Genomic DNA, 19773 nt, shown 5'->3' with positions numbered 1-19773 from the left:
ACGGATTAGTTTTTTTTATCCTTTTCCCTTACTTTTAAGGTGTGCGTAATGCGTTCGCCATCATTGCGACTGTTTTTGTTGCTTATGGTGACTTTGGCTGCCGTTGGCCAGATGTCCCAGACCCTTTTTGTACCCGGCCAGGGCGCCATCGCCCAGACCTTTGGGGTCAGCCCCGGCATGACCCAAGGCATTATGGCTGCTTATCTGTCCATGTACGGATTATCCCAGTTTTTCTATGGCCCGCTGTCTGACAACCTGGGCCGGCGCCCCGTGACGCTGGCTGGCCTGGTGTTGTTTTTGGGTGGCTCGGCTTTGGCCTGGCAGGCCAGCAGTTTTGCCGCCCTGGTTACCGGCGCCCTGGTACAAGGGCTTGGCGCCGGGGTGGCCGGGGTAATGGTGCGCACCGTGCCCCGCGACCGCTTCGAAGGCCCGGCCCTGACCCGGGTCAACGGCCTGCTGAGCATGGCCCTCATCCTGTCGCCGATGCTGGCGCCGGTATTGGGTGGGGTGTTGGTGTCGCAGTTTGGTTGGCGAGCCTGTTATCTGTTCTTGCTGGGCCTGGGCGGCGCCGTGCTGGCGTTGCAGTTTGTGGCCTTCAAGGAAAGCCGCCCCGACGATCCTGAGCCCAAGGCGCCGGTGCTGGTGCGTTATCGCCGCACCTGGCAAAGCGCCAACTTTCGCCACCACCTGTGGCCGCTGCTGGCGGTATTCAGTGGTGTGGTGGTGTTTGAAGCGGCGGCCGGGGTGTTGCTGGGCGAGCGCCTGGGGTTTGATGCGGCCACCGTCAGCTGGCTCTATATCGTGCCGCTGCCGCTTTATATTGCCGGCTCTTTCCTGGCCGCCGCCCTGGCCCATCGCTGGCGCCATAAGGCCTTGTTGCAGCTGGGCACCACGTTGCTGCTGAGTGCTGCCCTGGCGCAATTGCTGCTGGCCTGGCTGCTGCCCCTTAATGCCTGGGCCTTGCTGGCACCGGTAAGCCTGTACTTTATGGCCGCAGGCCTCTTGGGGCCGGTTGCCACCAGCGGCGCGCTCAGCGATTTCAAAAAAGGCGCCGGTACCGCCGGGGCCCTGCTGGGCGGGCTGCAAAACCTTACCGCCGGTATCGCGGCGGCGCTGTCGAGCCTTATTCCTCAGCACACCGCCTTGCCGCTGGGGGCCTTGCTGACCCTGTTTGCGGTGCTGGCTTGGTGGCAGGCTCGACGGGTTGGCGAACTTGGCCAGAGTTTGGCGAAAAGCACTAACACGGTTTCGCAGGCGTCTCCGCCAGCCCAGTAAAAACGGGCAGGGCAGGGTTGGCATAGGGGTTGCTAAAGTCTTGGCAGGAAAACTGATTCAAGGAATTTAGCCAAATGAAACCCAAGCACCTCATCATTGCCACCGCTGCCCTGTTGTTGGTTGGCGTCCAAGCCAGCGCTTATGCCAGTTGGTGGAGCAGCGACGACGACGTCAAAGGCAACGGTAATGTGGTCGAACACAGCCAGAACCTGGACAAGGTTGACGAGCTGGACCTGGCCCTGCCGGCCAAAATCAAGGTGGTGCGTGGCGAGAACAGCATCACCATCAAGGCTGAAGAAAACCTGCAAGCCTATATCGTGGTCAAAACCGACGGCGACGAATTGGAAGTCAGGGCCAAAAAAGGCTACGACTTGCACCCCACCAAACCCATCGAGATCACCATCAGCGTAGAGAAGCTGCGGACTGTGTCTCTGGCGGGCTCCGGTGATGTCAAAGTGGCGGCCTTCAGTGGCAGCGATGATTTGAAACTGGACCTGTCAGGCTCCGGCTCCATCACCATGGACAGTGCCGAGTATCCCAAGGTCAGCATTGATATCGCTGGCAGCAGCGGCGTTACCATCCATGGCGGCAACACCGACAAACTCAGCGTGGACATTGCCGGCTCCGGCGATGTGGACACTCACAAGCTGGCGGCCCGCGACGTGAAAGTGGATATTGCCGGCTCCGGTGACGTAGCAGTACGCGCCAGCGGCAGCCTGGATATTGACATCGCCGGCTCCGGCGACGTGGACTACTACGGCAGCCCCACCATCAAGCAAAGCGTGATGGGCTCCGGCGACGTATCCCGCAAAGGCGACTAACCCGCTCTACTCGGCGGACGAGGTATGGTCCGCCGTGATGTACCAGTTCCCATCCAGCTTGGCCAGCAACAGGGTGAAGAGTCCCTGGGGCTGGTCCTTTTGCCTGTATAGCTGCCAGTGCCCGAACACCACCGCCTGGTCGCCATATAGATGTACCTCCCTGATATCAAACTGCAACCTGCCCATGGCAGCCTTATCTCGGTAGTGGCTGCGGTATCTGTCCAGGGTTTGCTGCCAGCCGAAGGTCACCTCGCCACCCGATGCAAAACGCAATTTGGGGCTGTGCCAGTAACCGGCCATAAAGCTGTCCAGGTCGCCGCTGTTCCAGGCTTGCTGCTGACCGGCTAGCAGCGCGCGGATCTGGGTTTGGTCGTCCTGTGCGGCAAAAAGCTGCGAGCTGGCTAGCAAAAACAGCATAAAAATCAGGTTCTTCATGGTGTTCCTTGATTGCGATAAGGGCATGCAGAGGGCTAACATGCCAGCAAAGGAAAAGGAAGGCCATGTACTATTACGTCCTCTGCCTGCACTTGGTGGCGGCCCTGCTGGTAGCAGGAGCCCTGTTGCTGCTGGTGTTGGCGCTGCTGCCGCTGGGCTTTAAACGTGGCCAGTGGCAACCCCTGGCGGATTTCTCTTTGGCGTTTGACACCCTGGCTTGGCCGGCGCTGTTGCTGTTGGCCGGCTCTGGCGCGGCGCTGGGGGTGCTGGACGCGCCGGACCTGCGGGTGGTGGGCAGCGGCTTTGTGGCGCTCAAGGGGGCGCTTTGTGCCGTGTTGGCCTTGCTGTGGTGGGGCTGGCGTTACCGGTTGCTGACTCGCCTTGGCGAGGGCGCAGTGGCGCGCTTCATTGCTTACCTTGGCCTGATGGCGCTGCTGGCGCTGGTGCTGGCGTTGCTGGGCACCCTGCACGGCAACGGATTCTTTTCACCCGACAGGCATGTTCTATGAAAGTCTGGTACTGGCTGTTGTTTCTTCCCTCCCTGGCCTGGGCGTCCGCCGTGGACGACCTGCGTTATGCCATGGATCACCGCACCGAACCCCAGTACCGCAAGCAGCTCACCGCCTTGGTGGACCCCGCCGTTGACGAAGCCAAACGCCAGGGTGACCCTTTGCTGCTGGGCGAAATGCTCTACATCAAGGCCAATATCCAAAGCCGGGTGCAGCGCGATTATCCCGGCTCCCTGAAAACCCTGCAACTGGCTGCCGATGCCCTAGCACCGCTGCAAGGCAAAGACGCCCTCAAGGTGCAGATGGAGGTGTGGCTCGAGCAGGGCTCCCTCAACCAATACCTGGGGCATTTTGACAAGGCCGAGTTCTTTTTCAGCCATGCCCTGGGCCAGGCCAAGCGCCGGGAATCTCCCAAAGCCGAGGCCATGGCGCTGTATCGCATCGGCTACCTCAAATACCGCAAGAACGACATAGTCCAGGCGCTGTCGTTCCTCGACGAAGCCAGCCTGCGGCTGCTCAAAGATGACGACCCGGTGCTGCGCCTGGAGATCCTCTCCACCAAAGGCCGCATCTTCAGGCTCAACCACGCCTATGACAAGGCATTGATTTTCTTGCAACAGGCCCTGGCTCTGGCCCAGCAACTCAAAGACGACACCGCCATTCCTGACCTGCTGGTGGGCATTGCCGTGACCTACCAGGAAAAGGGCGACACCAACAGCGCCCTGATTGAGTCCATGCATGCCCTGGATTTATACCGCCAGCAGAACCGGCCGCTGTCTGAGGGCAAGGCCCTTATCAATATCGCCAGCCTCTATATTGACGACCCCAACCAGCAGCAACGGGCCCGGGAATACCTCGACAGCGCCGTGGCCCTGTACACCAAGAACAAGGTGGATTTTTACCTGGGTACGGCGCTGTCGATGCGGGCCCAGTTGCTGGCCGATAAGCACCAGGCCATCAAGGATCTGCAGCGGGCGCTGACGCTGCTGATGGAGCGCGACTCGGTGTCGTCCTGGCAGGAGCGGCAAAAGGCCCAGCAGCGCCTCGCTGACGCCTATCAGGCCCTGGGAGACAAAGACAACGCCATCGACGCGCTGCGCCAGGCCATGGCCTTGCAGGCCAAGCTCACCAACGACGATATCCAAGACGGCCGCCAAGCCCTGGAGCGCCTTACCGAGCAGCTCAACCAAGCCGACCGCCTTCGCCAAAGCGAGGCCGGGCGCCTGCTGGCCGAGGAGCAGCGCCAGCACTGGCGTGAGGGCAGCGCCATCTTGCTGGTATTGGTTTTGGTGGTGATGCTGGCGGCACTGAGGCTTTGGCGCCGCAATCGCCAGCTGGCCGGTAAATTGGCCGGGCAAAACCAGTTGATGACCATACATCCGCTGTCAGGGTTGCCCAACGCCCTGGGGCTGGTGGCGCAGCTGGAACCTTTGATGGACGAGTACCAGCAGGCCCATAACCACAGCCGCGAAGCTGGCCTGCCGCCTGGCGAGCCCCTGGTGCTGTTGAGCCTCAACGCCCTTTTTATCCACCACCTGCCGATGCTGGCCGGTATTGAAGAGAGCAAGGCCATCCTTGGCCGCTTTGTGGATAAGCTCAAGGCGGCGTGCAGCCACTGCGTGATAGTGGCGCAACTGGCGGACGACCACCTGCTGCTGGTGATCCGCGACGAGCCAAAGCTACTCACCGAGCTCTATGAGAATTTGCGTGAACTGACCGCCCGTTTTGTGATTGCCGAAGGGCTGGAGGACGTGCGCCTGGCGGTGGGATTCAACCTGGTACCGACCCTGACCCAGCGCTCGCGGCCGCTGCCGGTGTCGGCTGTCCTTGAGCTGACCCGCTTTACCCTGGCCCAGGCCGATACCCTGCTCAGCGAAACCCGGCGCAGCGCCTGGGTGTCTGTTCAGGCTTTGGAGCTGGCGCCGCCGTCGCTGTTGGACGGCGATGACATTCACCAGCAGCTGCTGCAAGCCCTGGACCGTGGCCTGCTGCAACTGCGCAGCGGACACTGATGTCACAAAGGTGAATATTGTGTGAACAGCCATTTGCTGTTTCAATATGGACACTTTGCTAAGGAGAGCCCCGTGTCTGAACTTCCCGAGACCCTGCAACAACCCGAAACCAAAGCCGTGCACCGGATGCGTTTTACCGGCAGCGCTGGCGAGTATTTCGGTATCTGGATAGTCAATATCCTGCTGTCCATTTTGACCCTGGGGGTTTATTCCGCCTGGGCCAAGGTGCGTAACCAGCAGTATTTTTATGGTCACACCCGCCTTGATGGCCAAGGTTTTGAATACCTGGCCACCCCGGTGCAAATTCTTATCGGCCGCCTTATCGCCGTGGCGCTTATCGTGCTGTGGACCATTCTCAACACTGCGCTGCCGGTGCTGGCCTTGGCCTTCTTGATGATCTTTTCTCTGGCCACCCCTTGGCTGGCGGTACGTAACCTGCGTTTTGATGCCATGGTCAGTCGCTATCGCAACGTGCGCTTTAATTTTGTCGGCAGTTACGGTGACGCTTACCTCAATATGCTGGTCAAACCCATGGCGGTGTATTTTGGGCTGTCCGTGGTGATGGTACTGGCCATTGTGCTGGGTGTGGCGCTGGGGCCTGTGGTGGGTGTGGTGATTGGCGTGCTGCTGGCCGCTGCTCTTGCGGTGGTGGGCTATGCCTTCATTGCCAGCAGCGTGGCCAGTTATGTCCTTAACAATTACCGCTATGGCAGCAAGGTGTTCAGCGCCACCATCGAGTATCGCCAGTACCTGAAAATCGGTGCTATCGGTGCCGGTATCTTCTTTGGGTTACTGCTGGTTATCGGCCTGATTGGTGCGTCCGGGCTCAGCGCCTTGTACTTTGCTATCAAAGACGCAGAGGCGCATACCAAGCCCGATGCAGCGGCGGGCCTTGCCGTGATCGGCTTTTACCTCGCTTTCTTTGCTGCCGGTATCTTCACCTCCACCGTGGTAAGGGTATTGGTGCGTAACTACCTCTTTAGCCGCGTGAAAATCGATGGTGAGCTGCAACTGGGCTCCCATTTCACCGTGGGCGGTTATTTGGGCCTGGTGGTGACCAACCTGCTGTTGGTCATTTTCACTCTGGGTCTGGCCTCTGCGGTGGCCAAGGTGCGCTATGCCCGTTATCTCGCCGAAGGCACCAGCGTCAGTGGCGATCTGGCGCTGGTGGCGGTGCAAGACCATGACCAGCAGGTTGACGTAGCGGTGGCCGATGAAGTGGCCAGCGCCTTTGACGTGCAGATAGGCGCCTTTTAATGGCAACGGTGGCCGGTTACCTGCTGGCCCCTCGCTCGGCGGCGCGCCATCCGGCCACCCTGGCGCTGCTTGCCGGTGGCCGGCTGCAACTGGCCAGCGAGGTCTGGCAGTTTGAGGGCGCGGTGGCCGATGTCGAGGTGTCCAAGGCCCTTGGCAACCAACCCCGTAACCTGCATTTTGCCGAGGGCTGGAGCTTTCATCCCATTGAGGCCGAGCCCCTTAACGGCTGGCTCAAGGCGACCTTGGGCCTGCCATGGATAGCGCGGGTGGAGCGCCACCTTGGCTGGATAGCCGCCGGTGTGGTGGTGACGGTGGCGGCGGTTTTTGCCACCTACCGCTATGGTTTGCCAGCCGCTTCACGGCTGGTCGCCACTCAGGTGCCGGCGGTGGTGTATCAGCAGCTTGGCCAGCAGAGCCTGAAACTGCTGGACCAAGCCATGTTTGCCCCCAGCACCTTGCCTGTTGAGCGCCGCCAACAGCTGCAACAAGAGTTTGAGGCAATGCTGGCCACGCTCTCTTCGCAGGGCGTTAGCTGGCGGGTGAAGCCAAAGCTTGTGTTTCGCAGTTTCAGCGCCGGCCCCAACGCCATGGCCCTGCCGGACGGCACCGTGGTGATGACCGACCAAATGGTGGCCCTGGCCGACAACGACCCGCAGCTGCTTGGGGTGCTCTACCACGAGCTTGGCCATGTGCATTACCACCATTCCATGAACCTGCTGGTGCAAAACACCCTGATGTCGGTAGGGGTGGCGGTGGTCATCGGCGATGCCAGCTCCATTGCCGATAGCTTGGCCGGGGGTGCGGTGTTCCTGGTTAACATGAGCTATTCGCGCGATGCCGAGCGCCAGGCCGACGGCTTTGCCGCCCAGTCGATGTTAAAAGACCAGGGCACTACCGAACCGTTGGCCAGCCTGTTTGAGAAACTGCAAAAGCAGCATGGCAGCGAGGAGGCCGGGCCCGGTTGGATAAGCAGCCACCCCGACCTTGAAGAGCGCATCCGTACCCTTCATGAAATCAATAAAAAACCAGGCAGTTAACGCCTGGTTTTTTACTTCATCGACCATTTTTTACGCCAAGAGAGACAATCTATTTCAGGTTTTCTTGATCTCAATACTCAGGAAAAGGCGAATTTGATGGTAACTTATGTTGCCGCTTTGAAAGCCCCTTCTGCCGCCGGTGCCTACCACCTCGGCCCCGGCTAAACAGTAAGTGGCAATCCGAATTCAGGCATTGCGCCCAACGATATTGGCGCAGTGCCGGCGGGTCAGATGTCAGACCCCTGCTGACCAAGCCACCCGCCCATACCGCTTTTCTTTTTGTTCAGGATGTACTCCATGACAGCATGGTACTTGATTTGTTTTCTCTCGGCCCTGGCCGTGTTCATTGCGTTCAGCAACCAATATATCCTTAAACTTCAAACGACTATCGCCATTACTACCGGCTCGGTGGTGATCTCCTTGCTGTTGATCCTGGCGGTGAAACTGGCTGGCGACAGCACCGCGCTAGCCATTACCAACGTGGTGTCGGGGCTTAACTTCAATGACCTGCTGCTAAAAGGGATGCTGGGCTTCCTGCTCTTTGCCGGCGCCCTGGAAATAGACCTGCAGGCCATGAAAAAGCAAGGGTGGGAGATAGCCATACTGGTGCTGTTCTCCACTCTCGCTTCCACCTTTATCGTTGGTTACTTCAGCCACTGGGCACTGGATCTGCTGGGCTGGCAGGTACCTTTCATCTACTGCCTGCTGTTTGGCGCCCTGATAAGCCCCACCGACCCCATCGCGGTGCTGGCCATCATCAAACAGATGAAGGCCCCCGAGGGTATTTCGGTGCAGGTGGAAGGGGAGTCACTGTTTAACGACGGCGTTGGCCTGGTGGTGTTTACCACCATTTTCGCGGTGGCCTTTTCCGGTACCTCCCCCACTGTTGGCGGCGTTTCCGAGCTGTTTTTGACCGACGCCGTGGGCGGCGTGGCCTTTGGTTTTGTACTGGCCCTGATTGGCCATGTACTGCTGCTGCACTCCAAAGACGCCAACATCCGCTTGCTGGTGAGTATGACCATCCCCTCCGCCGGCTTTGCCCTGGCCAACCTGATGGACATCTCCGGCGCTCTGGCCATGGTGGTGGCCGGTATCTTTATCGGCAACGTAACCCGCTCGCGCATGCAACACGGCGACGAGCATTCCAAGCTCTACGTGCAGTACTTCTGGCACGCTACCGACAGCTTCCTCAACGCCTTGCTGTTCCTTATCATCGGCCTGCTGTTGGTCACCATGCCGGTGACCTTCTCTGAAGTCCTGATTGGCTTGCTGATGGTGCCGCTGGTACTGCTGGCCCGCTTTATCAGTGTTGGCCTGCCCTATATTGGCTTTCGCCGCTTCCGCCAGTACGACATCAACTCGGTGCGTATCCTCACCTGGGGCGGCTTGCGCGGTGGCCTGGCCCTGGCTATGGCTGCCTCCATTCCCCGTGGCCAGATGTTCGTCAACGACGTGGACATCCACAGCCTGCTGGTGATCATGACCTACGTGGTGGTGATCTTCTCCATCGTGGTGCAGGGGCTGACCATTGCGCCGCTTATTCGCAAAAGCATCGACGCTGCCAAGGCGCGTGGTGGGCAGTGATTGCCAGTGAACGACAAAAACCGGCCAGTGGGCCGGTTTTTTTATGCCCGGCGTCGACATCTGCAAAGTGGCTCTTCACAATACTTAAATGAGAATGATTGGCAATATTGCGTTTGGCCATGCGTAAATCCCTGTTCAAGCTGCACTCCTGGCTGGCGCTGTTTGCGTTGCTGCCGCTGTTGGTGATTTCCCTGAGCGGCAGCCTGCTGGTGTTTAAAGACGAAATAGACGCCCTTTTAAGGCCAGATGAGGTGCGTTTGGCGGCTCCCGGCGAGGTGGCGCGCCAGCCCCTTGAAGCCCTGGCGGCCAAGGTGGCCAAAGCGCATCCGGCCTTTGAGCTTGGCTCCTGGGAGATCTTTGACGATGGCCACACCGCCGACAGGGTGTATTTGGTGCGCCGCCACAGCAGCGACTGGTTCAAGCTCTATCTCGACCCTTACCGTGGCCAGCTGTTAAGCCAGCCGGTGCCGGTGGAGGAGCCTTTTACCGACTGGCTGCTGGAGCTGCATTTCAAGTTGCTGCTGGGGGATGGCGGCATGGCCATTGGCGCGTTCTACGCCGCGATCTTACTGTTTTTGGGGATCTCGGGGCTGGTGCTTTATCGCCAGTTTTACCGGCGCCTTTTTACCCTGCGCTGGGACAAGGACCTGCGCCTGGCGCTGAGCGATACCCATAAATTGGTGGGCACCCTGGCCTCGCCGGTGCTGTTGGCCCTGGCCTTTACCGGCTTGTGGTGGAACATCCAGTTTGTAGCCCATGAGCTGGAACATGAAGACCTGCCAATCAGCGAGCGGCTCTACAACGACCAGCTGCCGCTGGAGCAGCTGCGCCAGGACGCGCAAGCGCGGGTGCCGGGGTTCAAGGCCACTTACCTGCTGATGCCGCTGGAAAAGGGTTTTGCCATCAGTTTTTACGGCGCCGTTCCCAGCGCCAACCCCTTGGCCTCGGCTTACGGCAGCGGGGTGAGCTTTGATGCCAACAGCGGCGCCTACCAAAGCCATTGGGATATCCGCGAGCTGGGCCTTGGCACCGCCATTCTCGACAGCTACCGGGAGCTGCATTTTGGCAGCTTTGGCGGGCTGGTCTCCAAGGTGCTGTGGGCGCTGGTGGGAGCAATGCCGCTGATTTTGGCGCTGTCCGGCAGCTATCTGTGGTGGCATCGCAAGCACAAGCAGCGCGGCGCAAAACGGCGCCGAATGCAGCTTGCCAATCCAGGAAGATAGCCAACTGGCTGTTTTTGCCTAGAATTTAATCGTTATTACGCTGGCGGGAGGAGCCATGCGGGTTGCGGTTGTCGGTGGCGGTATCAATGGAGTCTGCATTGCCTGGGCGCTGGCTAAGCAGCTGCATCAGGTTACCCTGTTCGAGCGGGGCCAGCTGATGGGGGAAACCAGCAGCGCCTCCAGCAAGCTGCTGCACGGCGGCTTGCGTTATCTGGAGCAGCGCCAATGGCGGCTGGTGCGAGAAGCCCTGGCCGAGCGCCACTGGTGGCTAAAGGCCGCCCCGGAGCTGACCCGCCGCCTGCCCATTCTCTATCCCATCTATCGCAATAGCCGGCGCTCCCGCTGGCTGTTAAAGGCGGGTTTGTCCCTGTACGACACCCTGGCGCTGGGCAAGGGCCTGGGCTGGCACCGCTGGCTTAGCCACCAGGCGGTAATGGCCATGGAGCCTGACCTTGAGCGGCGCGGCCTGCTGGGAGCCTACTGCTTTTTTGATGGCCAGATGCTGGACGACCATGCCCTGGGGCTCTGGGCCGCCGAGCAGTGCCAGGCCGCCGGGGTTGAGATCCTTGAGCAGCAACCGGTGCTGGCCATAGACCCGGAAGGGCTGGTGGTGATCAACGGCGGTATGGAGCAGTTCGATCAGGTGATCAACGTGGCCGGCCCCTGGAGCCAAAAACTGCTGGTGGACTCGGCGATGCGGCCGCGCCAGCAGCTGAGCCTGATAAGGGGCAGCCATCTGGTGCTGCCCGGGCAGCGCAGCCACGGGCTGATGCTGGAGGTGCCATTTGAGGAGCGGGTGGTGTTTGTGTTGCCCCACGGGGAGCACACCCTGCTGGGCACCACCGAGGTGCGCCATCAATTGGGGGAGCCGGTGCGCTGCTCGGCCGAAGAGCGCCACTACCTGTTGCAGCTCTACAACCATTACTTTCTCAAACCCCGTACCGACGGCGAAGTGCTAGGCAGCTTTGCCGGGGTCAGGCCGCTATTGGCGGGCACATCTTCCCCAAGCCAGCTTAGCCGCGAATACGTGCTGAGCCGCCAGGGGCGGGTGATGACGGTGAGCGGCGGTAAATGGACCACGGCCCGGGCATTGGCCCGGGCCGTGTGCGCTAAAGTCGACGAGGATCTTTAGATCAGGCCTTCGGCCTTGAGGGCGCGCTCCACCGCGGGGCGCTCGGCAATGCGGCCAAGGTAGGCCTGCAGGGTCGGCCAGGGGGCTAAATCAAAGTTCACCACCCGGGCCCAGCTCAGTACGGTAAAGAGATAGGCATCAGCCACGGTAAAGCCGGGGCCGGCGATAAAGGACTTGTCGGCCAGGGTCTTGCTCAGCCAGTCCAGGCGGCGGGTCAGCAGGGCCTTGGTGGCTTCTTTCCAGTCGCCGGTTTGAGCCGGGTTGAACATCGAGCCCATGGGCTTGTGCAGCTCAGTAGAGATAAAGCTCATCATGCTCAGCAGCTGGTAACGGGCTTCACCACTGGCGGGGATCAGCGCCGCTTCCGGGTCCAGGTCGGCCAGGTATTGGGAGATCACCATGCCCTCGGTGAGGATATGGCCGTTGTCCATCTCCAGCGCCGGAATATAGCCCTTGCTGTTGATGGCCAGAAAATCGTCGCCGGCGTCGGTGGTTTTGGTCTTCAAATCGACCTTGACCAGGCTGTGGTCCAGTTCCAGTTCTTCGAGCACGATATGGGGCGCGAGGGAACAGGCGCCCGGGGTGTAATAGAGCTTCATCGGCTTTCCTTTTTTGATGCAAGGGTCTCTGGTTGGTCAGTGTAACCGTTGCTTTCTGGCTAACAAGTACTTACCGTTTGGTTAGTTTTGAATAACGTTGTTGATGTGATGACCCAAACCGCTCCTCTGTGCCTGCCCCCCGATGTGCTGAGTAAAGGCTGCCCGGCCCGCCACGTATTGGAGGTGCTGGCCGACAAATGGACCCTGCTGCTGATGTATGCGCTGTCTGACAAAGCGCCGTGCCGCACCGGCGAGCTGCGCCGCCGGGTAAACGGCATCTCCGAGAAGATGCTGATCCAGACCCTGCGCCGCATGGAGCGCTTTGGCCTGGTGGAGCGCATCGCCTACCCCGAGGTGCCGCCGCGGGTGGAATATCAGCTCACCGAACTGGGCGCCTCCCTAAGTGGCCCCATCCGTACCCTCAACCGCTGGGTGGAAGACAACGTCACCGCCATTACCGGTGCCCAGCTGCAATACCAGCAGCGCCAGCACGATGGCGCCGACTAACGCTTTGCCGCCCCGGCTTTGATCAACATCATGGCCGGCCTGGCGCCAAGCCGCTTTGATAGGACAGTACTCACCCCCAAGGAGACCACCATGACTGCACTCACCGCTATTCCCTTTACCCTGATTGACGGCAAGGCAGCAACCCTCAAGGACTTTGCCGGCAAGGTGCTGCTGGTGGTCAATGTGGCCTCCAAATGCGGCCTCACCCCCCAGTACCAGGGCTTGCAACAGCTCTATGCCAGCTACCGCGACAAGGGCTTTGAGATTATCGGCTTTCCCGCCAACAACTTTCTTGGCCAGGAGCCTGGCAGCGAGGAAGAGATAGCCCAGTTCTGCACCGGCCAGTACGGGGTGACTTTCCCCATGGCCGCCAAGGTATCGGTGCAGGGCGATGACATTCACCCGCTCTTTGCCGCCATGATTGCCGAGCAGCCCCAGGCCACCGGCAATGTCGACAGCCAGCTCAAAACCCGGCTCACCGAGATGGGCCTGCTGCCTCACGACGCCCGGCAGATCATGTGGAATTTCGAGAAGTTTCTGATTGATAGCCACGGCCAGGTGGTGGGGCGTTTTCGCCCCGACATCACCCCGGACGACCCGCGCATTACTGCCACCCTCGACAACCTGCTTGGGATCTAAGTGCCAACAAAAAGCCCCGCTCAAGCGGGGCTTTTTTATGGTTTTTCAGGCGCCAAAGCCGCCGTCGATGGTGTGTTGGGAGCCGGTGATGTAACCGGCTTCCGGCCCGGCCAAGAAGGCCACCAGGGCGGCGATTTCCTCGGGCTTGCCGTGGCGTTTGATGGCCATGAAGGAATGCATCAGCTCGCTGAAGGGGCCTTCGGCCGGGTTCATGTCGGTGTCCACCGGGCCGGGCTGGACGTTATTGACGGTAATGCCGCGCTCGCCAAGGTCACGGGCCAGGCCGCGCACCATGCCTTGCAGGGCCGATTTGGTGAGGGCGTAAGCGCTGGCACCGGCCATGGGCATGCGGTCGCCGTTTACCGAGCCGATAACGATGATGCGCCCGCCGTCTTTCATCTGCCGGGCGGCAGCCACGGCGGCGTGGTAGGGGGCCCGGACGTTGATGTCTATCATGCGGTCTACGTCGTCGGCGGCCAGGGTCAGGGGGTCGCCCATCAGCAGCGTGCCGGCGTTGATCACCAGAATATCCAGGGGGCCTTGGCTCTCGATAAAGGCGGTGAGTTGGTCGCGTTCGCTGCTGTCTACCTGCACAGCCTGGCTGGCGGTGCTGTCTGCCAGGGCTTTGGCGGCTTGCGCCGAGCCGGCGTAGGTAAAGGTGAGGTCGGCGCCTTCGGCGCTCAGGCGGTTGACGATGGCGGCGCCGATGCCACGGCTACCACCCAGGACCAGGGCTTTTTTCGCTGTCAGAGTGTTCACCAGTATTTCCTCGGTAAGGGAGTTCATTAGGACGCACTCAGGCTATTCCTTAACCACAGAAGGAAAAACAGCCTAAAATTCAAATCATCTTTCTGGAAGTCAGAAAAATCCCATGAGTCAGCTGGAACAGATCCGCATCTTTGTCGAACTGGTGAGGGCTGGCAGCGCCACCCAGGCCGCCAACCGCCTCAACCTCGCCAATTCGGCAGTGAGCCGGCGCTTAAAAGAATTGGAGGCGCGGCTGGGCACCCAGTTACTGCACCGCACCACCCGCAGCATGACCCTGACCGAAGACGGCCGGGCCTACTTTGAGCGCTGCGTGCAAATCCTTGATGACCTCGACGAAGCGGAACGCGGCCTTTCCAGTCGAGCCAGCGAGCTGAGCGGGCGGCTGCGCATCGCCGCGCCCTGGAGCTTTGGGGTGTCTCACCTGGTGCCGGCCATTACTGAGTTTATGCACCTGCACCCCAAGGTGCTGGTGGATTTGGATATGAACGACAGGCGGGTGGACTTGGTGGCAGAGGGGATAGACGTGGCCATTCGTATCGGCGAGCTGGGGGATTCGAGCTATATCGCCCGCAAGCTGGCGCCGGTCAGCCATGTGGTGGCCGCTTCCCCCGATTATCTGCAGCGTTTTGGGCGGCCACAAACCCCGGAAGATCTCGCCCATCACCAGGGGCTTTGCTACGCCAACCTCAAGGCCCCCGGCCAGTGGTTGTACTTCGACAAAAGCGGCCAGCGCTGTAGCGTCAAGGTGCCGATAAGGCTAAGGGCTAGCAATGGCGACGCCTTGCGCCACGCCGCCATCGCCGGGCTGGGGGTATTGTGCGAGCCCAGCTTTATCACCTTCCAGGCGATGCGCCAGGGGCTGCTGGTGCCGCTACTGACCGAATATCGCTGGTACCAGATGGGGATCTACGCCCTTTACCCGCAAACCCGCCACCTCTCGCCCAGGGTGCGCGGCTTTATCGATTTTCTTAGCCAGCGCTTTGGCGACCACCCCGAATGGGAGCAGTACCTGCCCCAGCCGCCCAACGCCAAGGGCTGAGAGGGCTCAACCCTTGTTTTGGGCCAGCTCTGCTTCCAGCCATTTGGGCCTTGGCAGGCGGCCGGCCAGCACGTAGAGCACCATTACCAGCAGGGTGCAGGCGGCCATGGCGAGATACAAGGCCCGGCCGGAGTAATGCTCGAGCATCCAGCCCCCCACCAACGGTGCCATCGACCAGCCGATGGAAAAGAGGTTACCGGCCCCGAAGTAGGCGCCGCGCAGCCTTGGCGGCGCCATGGAGTCGATTTGCACGTTGATGTTGGGAAAGAGGATCACTTCCCCCAGGCTCAGCACCAAGGTCGCGCCAATCCAGCCCCAGTAGGCGCTCATGGGGTTAAAGGCATACCAGAGCTGGGCGGCGCCCATCAGCACCAGGCCAATCTGCATGCGCTTGGCCACAGGCATCCGCGCCATGATTTTAAGGAGCGGAAACTGCAGCACCATCACCGTTACCGCGTTCACCAGAATGAGCATCGAAATAAGCTCTATCAGCTTCGGCACCTGGGCCTGGGTCAGGTATTGAATGAGCGAGGAGTCGATATGGGCAAACACGAACATCAGCAGGATATTGGCCAGGATCAGCAGCAAAAAGCTGTGGTCCTGGCGCAGCAGATAGAGGGTCTGGCCGAACCCCTGGCGGGCGAGGCTGGTGTCTTCCCGGCGATAACCCCGGCCAAAGGCCCAGGCCAGCAGCGCCACCAACAGCACATAGCTGGCACTGGTGAGATAAAAGGTGGACTGCTGGGCGGTCAGCCCCGCCCAGACCCCCAGCAGGGGCCCCAGGGCGCCCCCCAGGTTGATAAGAAAGTAGCGCAGCTGCAGGGCCAGCTCTCGGGATTTGGCATCGGGCAGTTGGTCGCCCATCAGCGCCTGGGCGGCAGGTTCAAAGGTGGCCCGGCCAACGGACGTGAGCATGATACCCAGCACATAGCCGGTGATGCTGTGGGCGCCAGCCAGCACCCCAAAGGCCAGGGCGTTTAAAAGGCCGGCGCAATACAGCACCGCTTTGCGGCCAAAGCGGTCGGACAGGGCGCTGACATAAAAGCCAAGTATGCTGCCGGCCACCGCCGCCAGGCTGAGGATAAGGCCGATTTGCAGCGGGTTGAGGCCAAAATCCTGGTGCAGCAGTACCGCCAGGAAGGGCCAGACCATAAAGAAGGTGCCCCTGCTGACAAAGGTGCCCCAGAGGGTTATCCACACCAGCAGCGGGAAGGTCTTGAGGCGCGGCAGTGAAAACGGGCTGTCCATGGCAAAGATCCAATGGGTCGGCCCATCATCAGAACAAAAATCAGGCGTTTGGGGAACGGATTTTTTATACTCGCCACCAATATAAGCCCTTTAGTTTTAAGGTTTTTATGCCTTTGCGCCCGTTGTTGTTCCTGCTGCTGTCTTTGATGGCCTCGCCGCTGCTGGCAAAGCCTGCCTGCCAGCTGATGTTTGATGCCGGCTCCAGCGGCACCCGGCTCTTTCTTTTTCAGCAAAAGGGCGGGCAATTGGTAAGCCAGCGCGGCCCGAAAATCGCGGCCCTGGCCGACCCGGTGCGGGGTATTCGCGGTAAAACCGCCGAAGATATTCCGGCCACCGCCATGGCACTGGCCAAGGCGCTGGAGGACTTTCGCCACGACGGCCCGGCAGGCGAGGGCGGCAAACCCCGCTGGCGCGGTTTTGACTGGCGTGAGCGCTGCCGGTTGCAGGCGGTGTCGGTGCTGGCTACCGCCGGGATGCGCCTTGCCGAGCAAGAAGCGCCGGGGCTCAGTCAAACCCTGTGGCTGGCGGTGCGCCAGCAGCTGCAACTGGCCGTCGGCCCCAAGGTGCAGGTTGAGGCCCGCACCCTGAGCGGCTTTGAAGAAGGGCTTTATGCTTGGCTGGCCCGCTATCAAAAACGCCAGCGCAGCGATTTTGGCATAGTGGAAATGGGCGGCGCCTCCAGCCAGGTGGCCTTTCCCTGCCCGGCCTGCAGCGTTGATGACGATGCCCTGCACCAGGTGATGATTGGCGGCAAAGCGGTGCATTTTTACAGCTATTCCTTCCTGGGGCTGGGCCAGGATCTGGCGCCCGGCTATCTTGGCCTGCCTGACCCTTGCCGCTTCGGCGCCGGTAAGGGTAACCCCCAATGGCGCCTTTCCCAGTGCCAGGCCCAGTTGCTGCTTACCGAGGGCCCGGCCATTCGCGACCCCGCTAACTACCAAGGCGGCATTAAAGGCACCGAGCGGCAGGTGCCGGTGGCCAAAGCCGATGTGGACAAGTGGTATTTGACCGGCGCTTTTAAATACCTGGAGGCTGACCAAGTGGCGCGCTGTTGCCAGGGTACTGGCCAGTGCTACCAGCCCGAAACGGCCTGTTTTCGGGCTGCTTACCTGCCGCTGCTGCTGGAAAAACTGGGAGTGCCGGCTACCGCCAAGGTCAAAGACCGCAGCTGGACCTTGGGGGCGGCGCTGTGCCGCCAGGAAAACTGCCTGGCCAAGGCTGGTGTACTTGCCTGCCGCTGGTCTAAAAACGGCTGTCTGTGATCACGCCGATTGCGCCAGGGCGTCGAAGGCCTGGGTCTGGTTTCGGCCCTGGCTCTTGGCCTGGTAAAGGGCGGCGTCGGCCTGGCGCAGCACCGCCGAGAGGGTCTGGGGGCTGGCAACGCTGGTAAGGCCGAAGCTCACCGTCAGCCTGATGGGCCCCCTGGGGGTTTTGATGACATGGGCTTCGACTTTCTGGCGCAGCCGTTCGACTATCTCAAGGGCCTGCTCGGCGCTTGCCGCTTCCAGCAGCAGGGCAAATTCTTCCCCGCCAAAGCGGCCCAGAATGTCGGTGCTGCGGGCGTTGCGATTAAGCTGGCGGGCGAAGGATTTCAGGGCCAAATCTCCTACCCCGTGGCCGTATTGGTCGTTGATGGTTTTGAAGTGGTCGATGTCTGCCATCACTGCAAACAGCGGCGTGCCGAGAGGCAGGGCCAGGCGGCGGTTGGCCGCCTCTTCAAAGCCGCGGCGGTTTAGGAGTCCGGTGAGGCTGTCGGTGGTGGCCAGGGCCCGCATCCGTTCGGCGAGATCGTCGGCCAGCAGCAGCACCGTAAACAGCCCCAGGCCGGTAAAGGCGGCGGGCATGGCCAAGAAGTTAATAAGCCGATACACCTCAAGGATATCCGGCACCAGCTCCCGGCCCTGGCTCAAGGCCACCAGGCCACTGGCGGCCTGGGCGATGGCGTAAATCACGAACATCAGCGCCAGGGCCTTTTCCACCGGCCGCACCTTGTGCTTGGGGGTCAGCAGTTGATAGGCGCAGCAAAGGCCAATCACCGCCCCTGAGCAGGGGATCAGCACCATTTTCAGCCCCACATGGGGCTGGATCAGGGTAAACCACACCAATACCAGCTCGACCGCTGCCAGCGCTGCCACCAGGCTGGTGGGAAAGCCGATCTTGCCGGCTCTTAGCCGAAAGCCCGCCAACGACAGTGCCTGCATCACCAGGGAAGTGGCGTTGACCACTATCCAGTAGAGGTCACGGTGGCCAAAGCTGGTGTGAAAGGCGTTGAGCAGCACATTGAGTACCGACACCCAAAACAAAATGGACCACACCATGCAGTAGGTGCGCCGCTCTATGGTCCGCCAGGACAGCAAAAAGATAATGCCCAGCATGGTGCTGACGCTGAGCATCAAGACAAAGACGATTTCAGGGGCGTTCATGGCAAGCAAGCTTTGTTAGTTTTTTGTTATTTAAGCTGTTGGCTTATGGCTTGTCACCACTTAAAAAGGCCCGGCAATCGCTTTTGCCAAGCCGGGCGCAAAAATACCCTCAATCGGGCTGTTGGCCGCCAGTGGCGGCGGCTAGGGCGGCGCGGGCCAGAAGGCGGGTGGAGTCCAGCACCGGCAGGCAGGCTTCGGCTTGGCTGATTAAAAGCGGGATCTCGGTGCAGCCCAGCACCACGGCGTCGCAGCCCCTTTGGGCAAGGCTGGCAATCACCCCCTGAAAGTAGCGGCGGGTGGCCTCGCTAAAGTGGCCCTTCACCAGCTCTTCAAAGATGCGTTTGTCTATCTCCAGGCGCTGCTCTGGGGTGGGAAGCGTCATCTCGATGCCCTTGGCGGCCAGGGCCTTGGGGTAGACGGGGCCAGCCATTAAAAAGCCGGTTCCCAATAGGCCCAAGTGCCGGTAGCCAAGGGCCGCTGCCTCTGCGGCCACCACCTCGGCGATGTGCAGCCAGGGCACCGGGCTTTGCGCCCGCACCTGCTCTACCGCCGGGTGTACGGTGTTGTCGGGGCAGATCAGCAGCTCGGCGCCCATGGCCACCAACTTCTCGGCCGAGGCCTGCACCAGCTCGCTAACGCCCTGCCAGTCGGCCCGTTCAAGGGCCGCCATGTGTTTGGCCATGGAAAAAGAGTGCAGGGAGATCTCCGGGTGAGCGTGCTCGCCCATCAAGGGCTGCGCTTCGCTGACCAAGGTGCGATAGCAAAGGGCGGCGCCTTCGGCGCTGATGGCGACAATGCCGATATGCTTGGCCATGGTCAGGAAAGGCCGATGCCTTTGGCCATCAACACTGCCAGCAGCGGGATCACCAGCAACAGCAGCAACTCGGTGCGAATGAGCATCACCACCACCTTGGGCACGGCAACGGTCTCGGCGCTGCTGTTGCGGTGCTTGAGGTAGAAGAGGGTGGGGTAAATCGACAGCAAGGCGGCCAGCACAAAGAGTGTGATTTTGAGGTGGAACACCCAGTTGTGGCTGTAAAAGGCGGCCGGTTTGCCGACCCCAAACCACAGGGTGAGGCCAGCGGCCAGCACCAGCAGCGCGCTGATGCCAAAAATGGCGTCGATACGGGCCAGGCGCTTTAGCTCGGCCGGGGTCATGGTAGGTGCCAGCAACAGGTGCTCGGCCACCAAGGTGGCCATCAGCGCCATAATGCCGATGAAATGCAGGTAACGAAAAAAGATGTCGTCCATCAGGAGTCCGCGTG

20 protein-coding genes are annotated in these 19773 nt (G+C 60.8%); 13 read left to right on the top strand and 7 right to left on the bottom strand.

The window, feature by feature from the left end:
* Positions 1–111 precede the first annotated feature (111 nt).
* Both AC22G1_RS18920 and AC22G1_RS18915 read left to right on the top strand, forming a co-directional pair.
* Positions 112–1275, top strand: coding sequence for an MFS transporter (locus AC22G1_RS18920; protein ID WP_487314730.1), 1164 nt, complete (start codon positions 112–114; stop codon positions 1273–1275).
* A gap of 74 nt (positions 1276–1349) precedes the next feature.
* Positions 1350–2096 (top strand): head GIN domain-containing protein, encoded by a 747-nt coding sequence (locus tag AC22G1_RS18915; protein ID WP_487314729.1) that lies wholly within the window; start codon positions 1350–1352, stop codon positions 2094–2096.
* Positions 2097–2102: 6 nt separating this feature from the next.
* On the opposite strand, the gene AC22G1_RS18910 is transcribed toward AC22G1_RS18915, so the two are convergent.
* Entirely contained in the window at positions 2103–2531 is a 429-nt protein-coding gene (locus tag AC22G1_RS18910; protein ID WP_487314728.1) for a YybH family protein, read from the bottom strand.
* A gap of 65 nt (positions 2532–2596) precedes the next feature.
* Here AC22G1_RS18910 and AC22G1_RS18905 point away from each other — a divergent pair, with 65 nt between their 5' ends.
* From AC22G1_RS18905 to AC22G1_RS18875, 7 genes are all read left to right on the top strand, one after another.
* Positions 2597–3040, top strand: coding sequence for a hypothetical protein (locus AC22G1_RS18905; RefSeq protein WP_487314727.1), 444 nt, complete (start codon positions 2597–2599; stop codon positions 3038–3040).
* Positions 3037–5052: a tetratricopeptide repeat protein gene (locus AC22G1_RS18900; protein WP_487314726.1), complete on the top strand. Its 2016-nt coding sequence runs from the start codon at positions 3037–3039 to the stop codon at positions 5050–5052. The genes AC22G1_RS18905 and AC22G1_RS18900 overlap by 4 nt, the downstream gene beginning before the upstream one ends.
* 72 nt (positions 5053–5124) lie before the next feature.
* Entirely contained in the window at positions 5125–6309 is a 1185-nt protein-coding gene (locus tag AC22G1_RS18895) for a YjgN family protein (RefSeq protein WP_487314725.1), read from the top strand.
* Positions 6309–7346 carry a M48 family metallopeptidase gene (locus AC22G1_RS18890; RefSeq protein ID WP_487314724.1) on the top strand — a complete coding sequence of 346 codons (1038 nt, stop codon included), beginning with the start codon at positions 6309–6311 and terminating at the stop codon, positions 7344–7346. The genes AC22G1_RS18895 and AC22G1_RS18890 overlap by 1 nt, the downstream gene beginning before the upstream one ends.
* Positions 7347–7643: 297 nt before the next feature.
* Positions 7644–8930 carry a cation:proton antiporter gene (locus AC22G1_RS18885; RefSeq protein ID WP_487314723.1) on the top strand — a complete coding sequence of 429 codons (1287 nt, stop codon included), beginning with the start codon at positions 7644–7646 and terminating at the stop codon, positions 8928–8930.
* A gap of 119 nt (positions 8931–9049) precedes the next feature.
* Positions 9050–10153, top strand: coding sequence for a PepSY-associated TM helix domain-containing protein (locus tag AC22G1_RS18880; RefSeq protein WP_487314722.1), 1104 nt, complete (start codon positions 9050–9052; stop codon positions 10151–10153).
* 55 nt (positions 10154–10208) lie between these two features.
* Positions 10209–11285, top strand: coding sequence for a glycerol-3-phosphate dehydrogenase/oxidase (locus AC22G1_RS18875; protein WP_487314721.1), 1077 nt, complete (start codon positions 10209–10211; stop codon positions 11283–11285).
* On the opposite strand, the gene gstA is transcribed toward AC22G1_RS18875, so the two are convergent.
* A complete protein-coding gene (gstA, locus tag AC22G1_RS18870; protein ID WP_487314720.1) occupies positions 11282–11884 on the bottom strand; it encodes a glutathione transferase GstA in 603 nt (200 codons plus the stop codon). The two genes, AC22G1_RS18875 and gstA, sit on opposite strands and share 4 nt — an antisense overlap.
* A gap of 87 nt (positions 11885–11971) precedes the next feature.
* Between gstA and AC22G1_RS18865 the strand changes: the two genes are divergently transcribed.
* Together AC22G1_RS18865 and AC22G1_RS18860 are read left to right on the top strand one after the other, a co-directional pair.
* The gene (locus AC22G1_RS18865) at positions 11972–12391 is read left to right on the top strand and encodes a winged helix-turn-helix transcriptional regulator (RefSeq protein WP_487314719.1); all 420 of its coding nucleotides are present in this window, start codon (positions 11972–11974) and stop codon (positions 12389–12391) included.
* 90 nt (positions 12392–12481) lie between these two features.
* Positions 12482–13030: a glutathione peroxidase gene (locus AC22G1_RS18860; protein ID WP_487314718.1), complete on the top strand. Its 549-nt coding sequence runs from the start codon at positions 12482–12484 to the stop codon at positions 13028–13030.
* A gap of 45 nt (positions 13031–13075) precedes the next feature.
* Here AC22G1_RS18860 and bdcA read toward each other — a convergent pair whose 3' ends face one another.
* Positions 13076–13816, bottom strand: a complete 741-nt coding sequence (bdcA, locus tag AC22G1_RS18855) for an SDR family oxidoreductase (RefSeq protein WP_487314717.1) — start codon at positions 13814–13816, stop codon at positions 13076–13078.
* A gap of 85 nt (positions 13817–13901) precedes the next feature.
* Here bdcA and AC22G1_RS18850 point away from each other — a divergent pair, with 85 nt between their 5' ends.
* Positions 13902–14837, top strand: a complete 936-nt coding sequence (locus AC22G1_RS18850; RefSeq protein ID WP_487314716.1) for a LysR family transcriptional regulator — start codon at positions 13902–13904, stop codon at positions 14835–14837.
* 6 nt (positions 14838–14843) lie between these two features.
* On the opposite strand, the gene AC22G1_RS18845 is transcribed toward AC22G1_RS18850, so the two are convergent.
* Positions 14844–16085, bottom strand: coding sequence for an MFS transporter (locus AC22G1_RS18845; protein ID WP_487314715.1), 1242 nt, complete (start codon positions 16083–16085; stop codon positions 14844–14846).
* Between the two features lie 107 nt (positions 16086–16192).
* Between AC22G1_RS18845 and AC22G1_RS18840 the strand changes: the two genes are divergently transcribed.
* Complete coding sequence (locus AC22G1_RS18840) at positions 16193–17347, top strand: hypothetical protein (RefSeq protein ID WP_487314714.1); 1155 nt, start codon at positions 16193–16195, stop codon at positions 17345–17347.
* On the opposite strand, the gene AC22G1_RS18835 is transcribed toward AC22G1_RS18840, so the two are convergent.
* The 3 genes from AC22G1_RS18835 to AC22G1_RS18825 form a co-directional block, all read right to left on the bottom strand.
* A complete protein-coding gene (locus AC22G1_RS18835; protein ID WP_487314713.1) occupies positions 17348–18508 on the bottom strand; it encodes a GGDEF domain-containing protein in 1161 nt (386 codons plus the stop codon).
* Positions 18509–18617: 109 nt separating this feature from the next.
* The gene (locus AC22G1_RS18830) at positions 18618–19322 is read right to left on the bottom strand and encodes an aspartate/glutamate racemase family protein (protein ID WP_487314712.1); all 705 of its coding nucleotides are present in this window, start codon (positions 19320–19322) and stop codon (positions 18618–18620) included.
* Between the two features lie 2 nt (positions 19323–19324).
* Positions 19325–19759 (bottom strand): DUF2214 family protein, encoded by a 435-nt coding sequence (locus AC22G1_RS18825; RefSeq protein ID WP_487314711.1) that lies wholly within the window; start codon positions 19757–19759, stop codon positions 19325–19327.
* Positions 19760–19773: the final 14 nt, after the last annotated feature.

It is taken from the genome of Gallaecimonas zhanjiangensis (assembly GCF_057624825.1).
This window is presented reverse-complemented; position numbering and strand designations above follow the sequence as displayed.

What these genes read in the sequence shown, in the direction of transcription:
- AC22G1_RS18915 (WP_487314729.1), top strand. Translation starts at nt 1,350, where the DNA reads ATGAAACCCAAGCACCTCATCATTGCCACCGCTGCCCTGTTGTTGGTT.
- AC22G1_RS18840 (WP_487314714.1), top strand. Translation starts at nt 16,193, where the DNA reads ATGCCTTTGCGCCCGTTGTTGTTCCTGCTGCTGTCTTTGATGGCCTCG.
- AC22G1_RS18900 (WP_487314726.1), top strand. Translation starts at nt 3,037, where the DNA reads ATGAAAGTCTGGTACTGGCTGTTGTTTCTTCCCTCCCTGGCCTGGGCG.
- AC22G1_RS18875 (WP_487314721.1), top strand. Translation starts at nt 10,209, where the DNA reads ATGCGGGTTGCGGTTGTCGGTGGCGGTATCAATGGAGTCTGCATTGCC.
- AC22G1_RS18885 (WP_487314723.1), top strand. Translation starts at nt 7,644, where the DNA reads ATGACAGCATGGTACTTGATTTGTTTTCTCTCGGCCCTGGCCGTGTTC.
- bdcA (WP_487314717.1), bottom strand. Translation starts at nt 13,816, where the DNA reads ATGAACTCCCTTACCGAGGAAATACTGGTGAACACTCTGACAGCGAAA.
- AC22G1_RS18830 (WP_487314712.1), bottom strand. Translation starts at nt 19,322, where the DNA reads ATGGCCAAGCATATCGGCATTGTCGCCATCAGCGCCGAAGGCGCCGCC.
- AC22G1_RS18905 (WP_487314727.1), top strand. Translation starts at nt 2,597, where the DNA reads ATGTACTATTACGTCCTCTGCCTGCACTTGGTGGCGGCCCTGCTGGTA.
- AC22G1_RS18880 (WP_487314722.1), top strand. Translation starts at nt 9,050, where the DNA reads ATGCGTAAATCCCTGTTCAAGCTGCACTCCTGGCTGGCGCTGTTTGCG.
- AC22G1_RS18825 (WP_487314711.1), bottom strand. Translation starts at nt 19,759, where the DNA reads ATGGACGACATCTTTTTTCGTTACCTGCATTTCATCGGCATTATGGCG.
- AC22G1_RS18845 (WP_487314715.1), bottom strand. Translation starts at nt 16,085, where the DNA reads ATGGACAGCCCGTTTTCACTGCCGCGCCTCAAGACCTTCCCGCTGCTG.
- AC22G1_RS18920 (WP_487314730.1), top strand. Translation starts at nt 112, where the DNA reads ATGTCCCAGACCCTTTTTGTACCCGGCCAGGGCGCCATCGCCCAGACC.
- AC22G1_RS18890 (WP_487314724.1), top strand. Translation starts at nt 6,309, where the DNA reads ATGGCAACGGTGGCCGGTTACCTGCTGGCCCCTCGCTCGGCGGCGCGC.
- AC22G1_RS18850 (WP_487314716.1), top strand. Translation starts at nt 13,902, where the DNA reads ATGAGTCAGCTGGAACAGATCCGCATCTTTGTCGAACTGGTGAGGGCT.
- AC22G1_RS18835 (WP_487314713.1), bottom strand. Translation starts at nt 18,508, where the DNA reads ATGAACGCCCCTGAAATCGTCTTTGTCTTGATGCTCAGCGTCAGCACC.
- gstA (WP_487314720.1), bottom strand. Translation starts at nt 11,884, where the DNA reads ATGAAGCTCTATTACACCCCGGGCGCCTGTTCCCTCGCGCCCCATATC.
- AC22G1_RS18860 (WP_487314718.1), top strand. Translation starts at nt 12,482, where the DNA reads ATGACTGCACTCACCGCTATTCCCTTTACCCTGATTGACGGCAAGGCA.
- AC22G1_RS18910 (WP_487314728.1), bottom strand. Translation starts at nt 2,531, where the DNA reads ATGAAGAACCTGATTTTTATGCTGTTTTTGCTAGCCAGCTCGCAGCTT.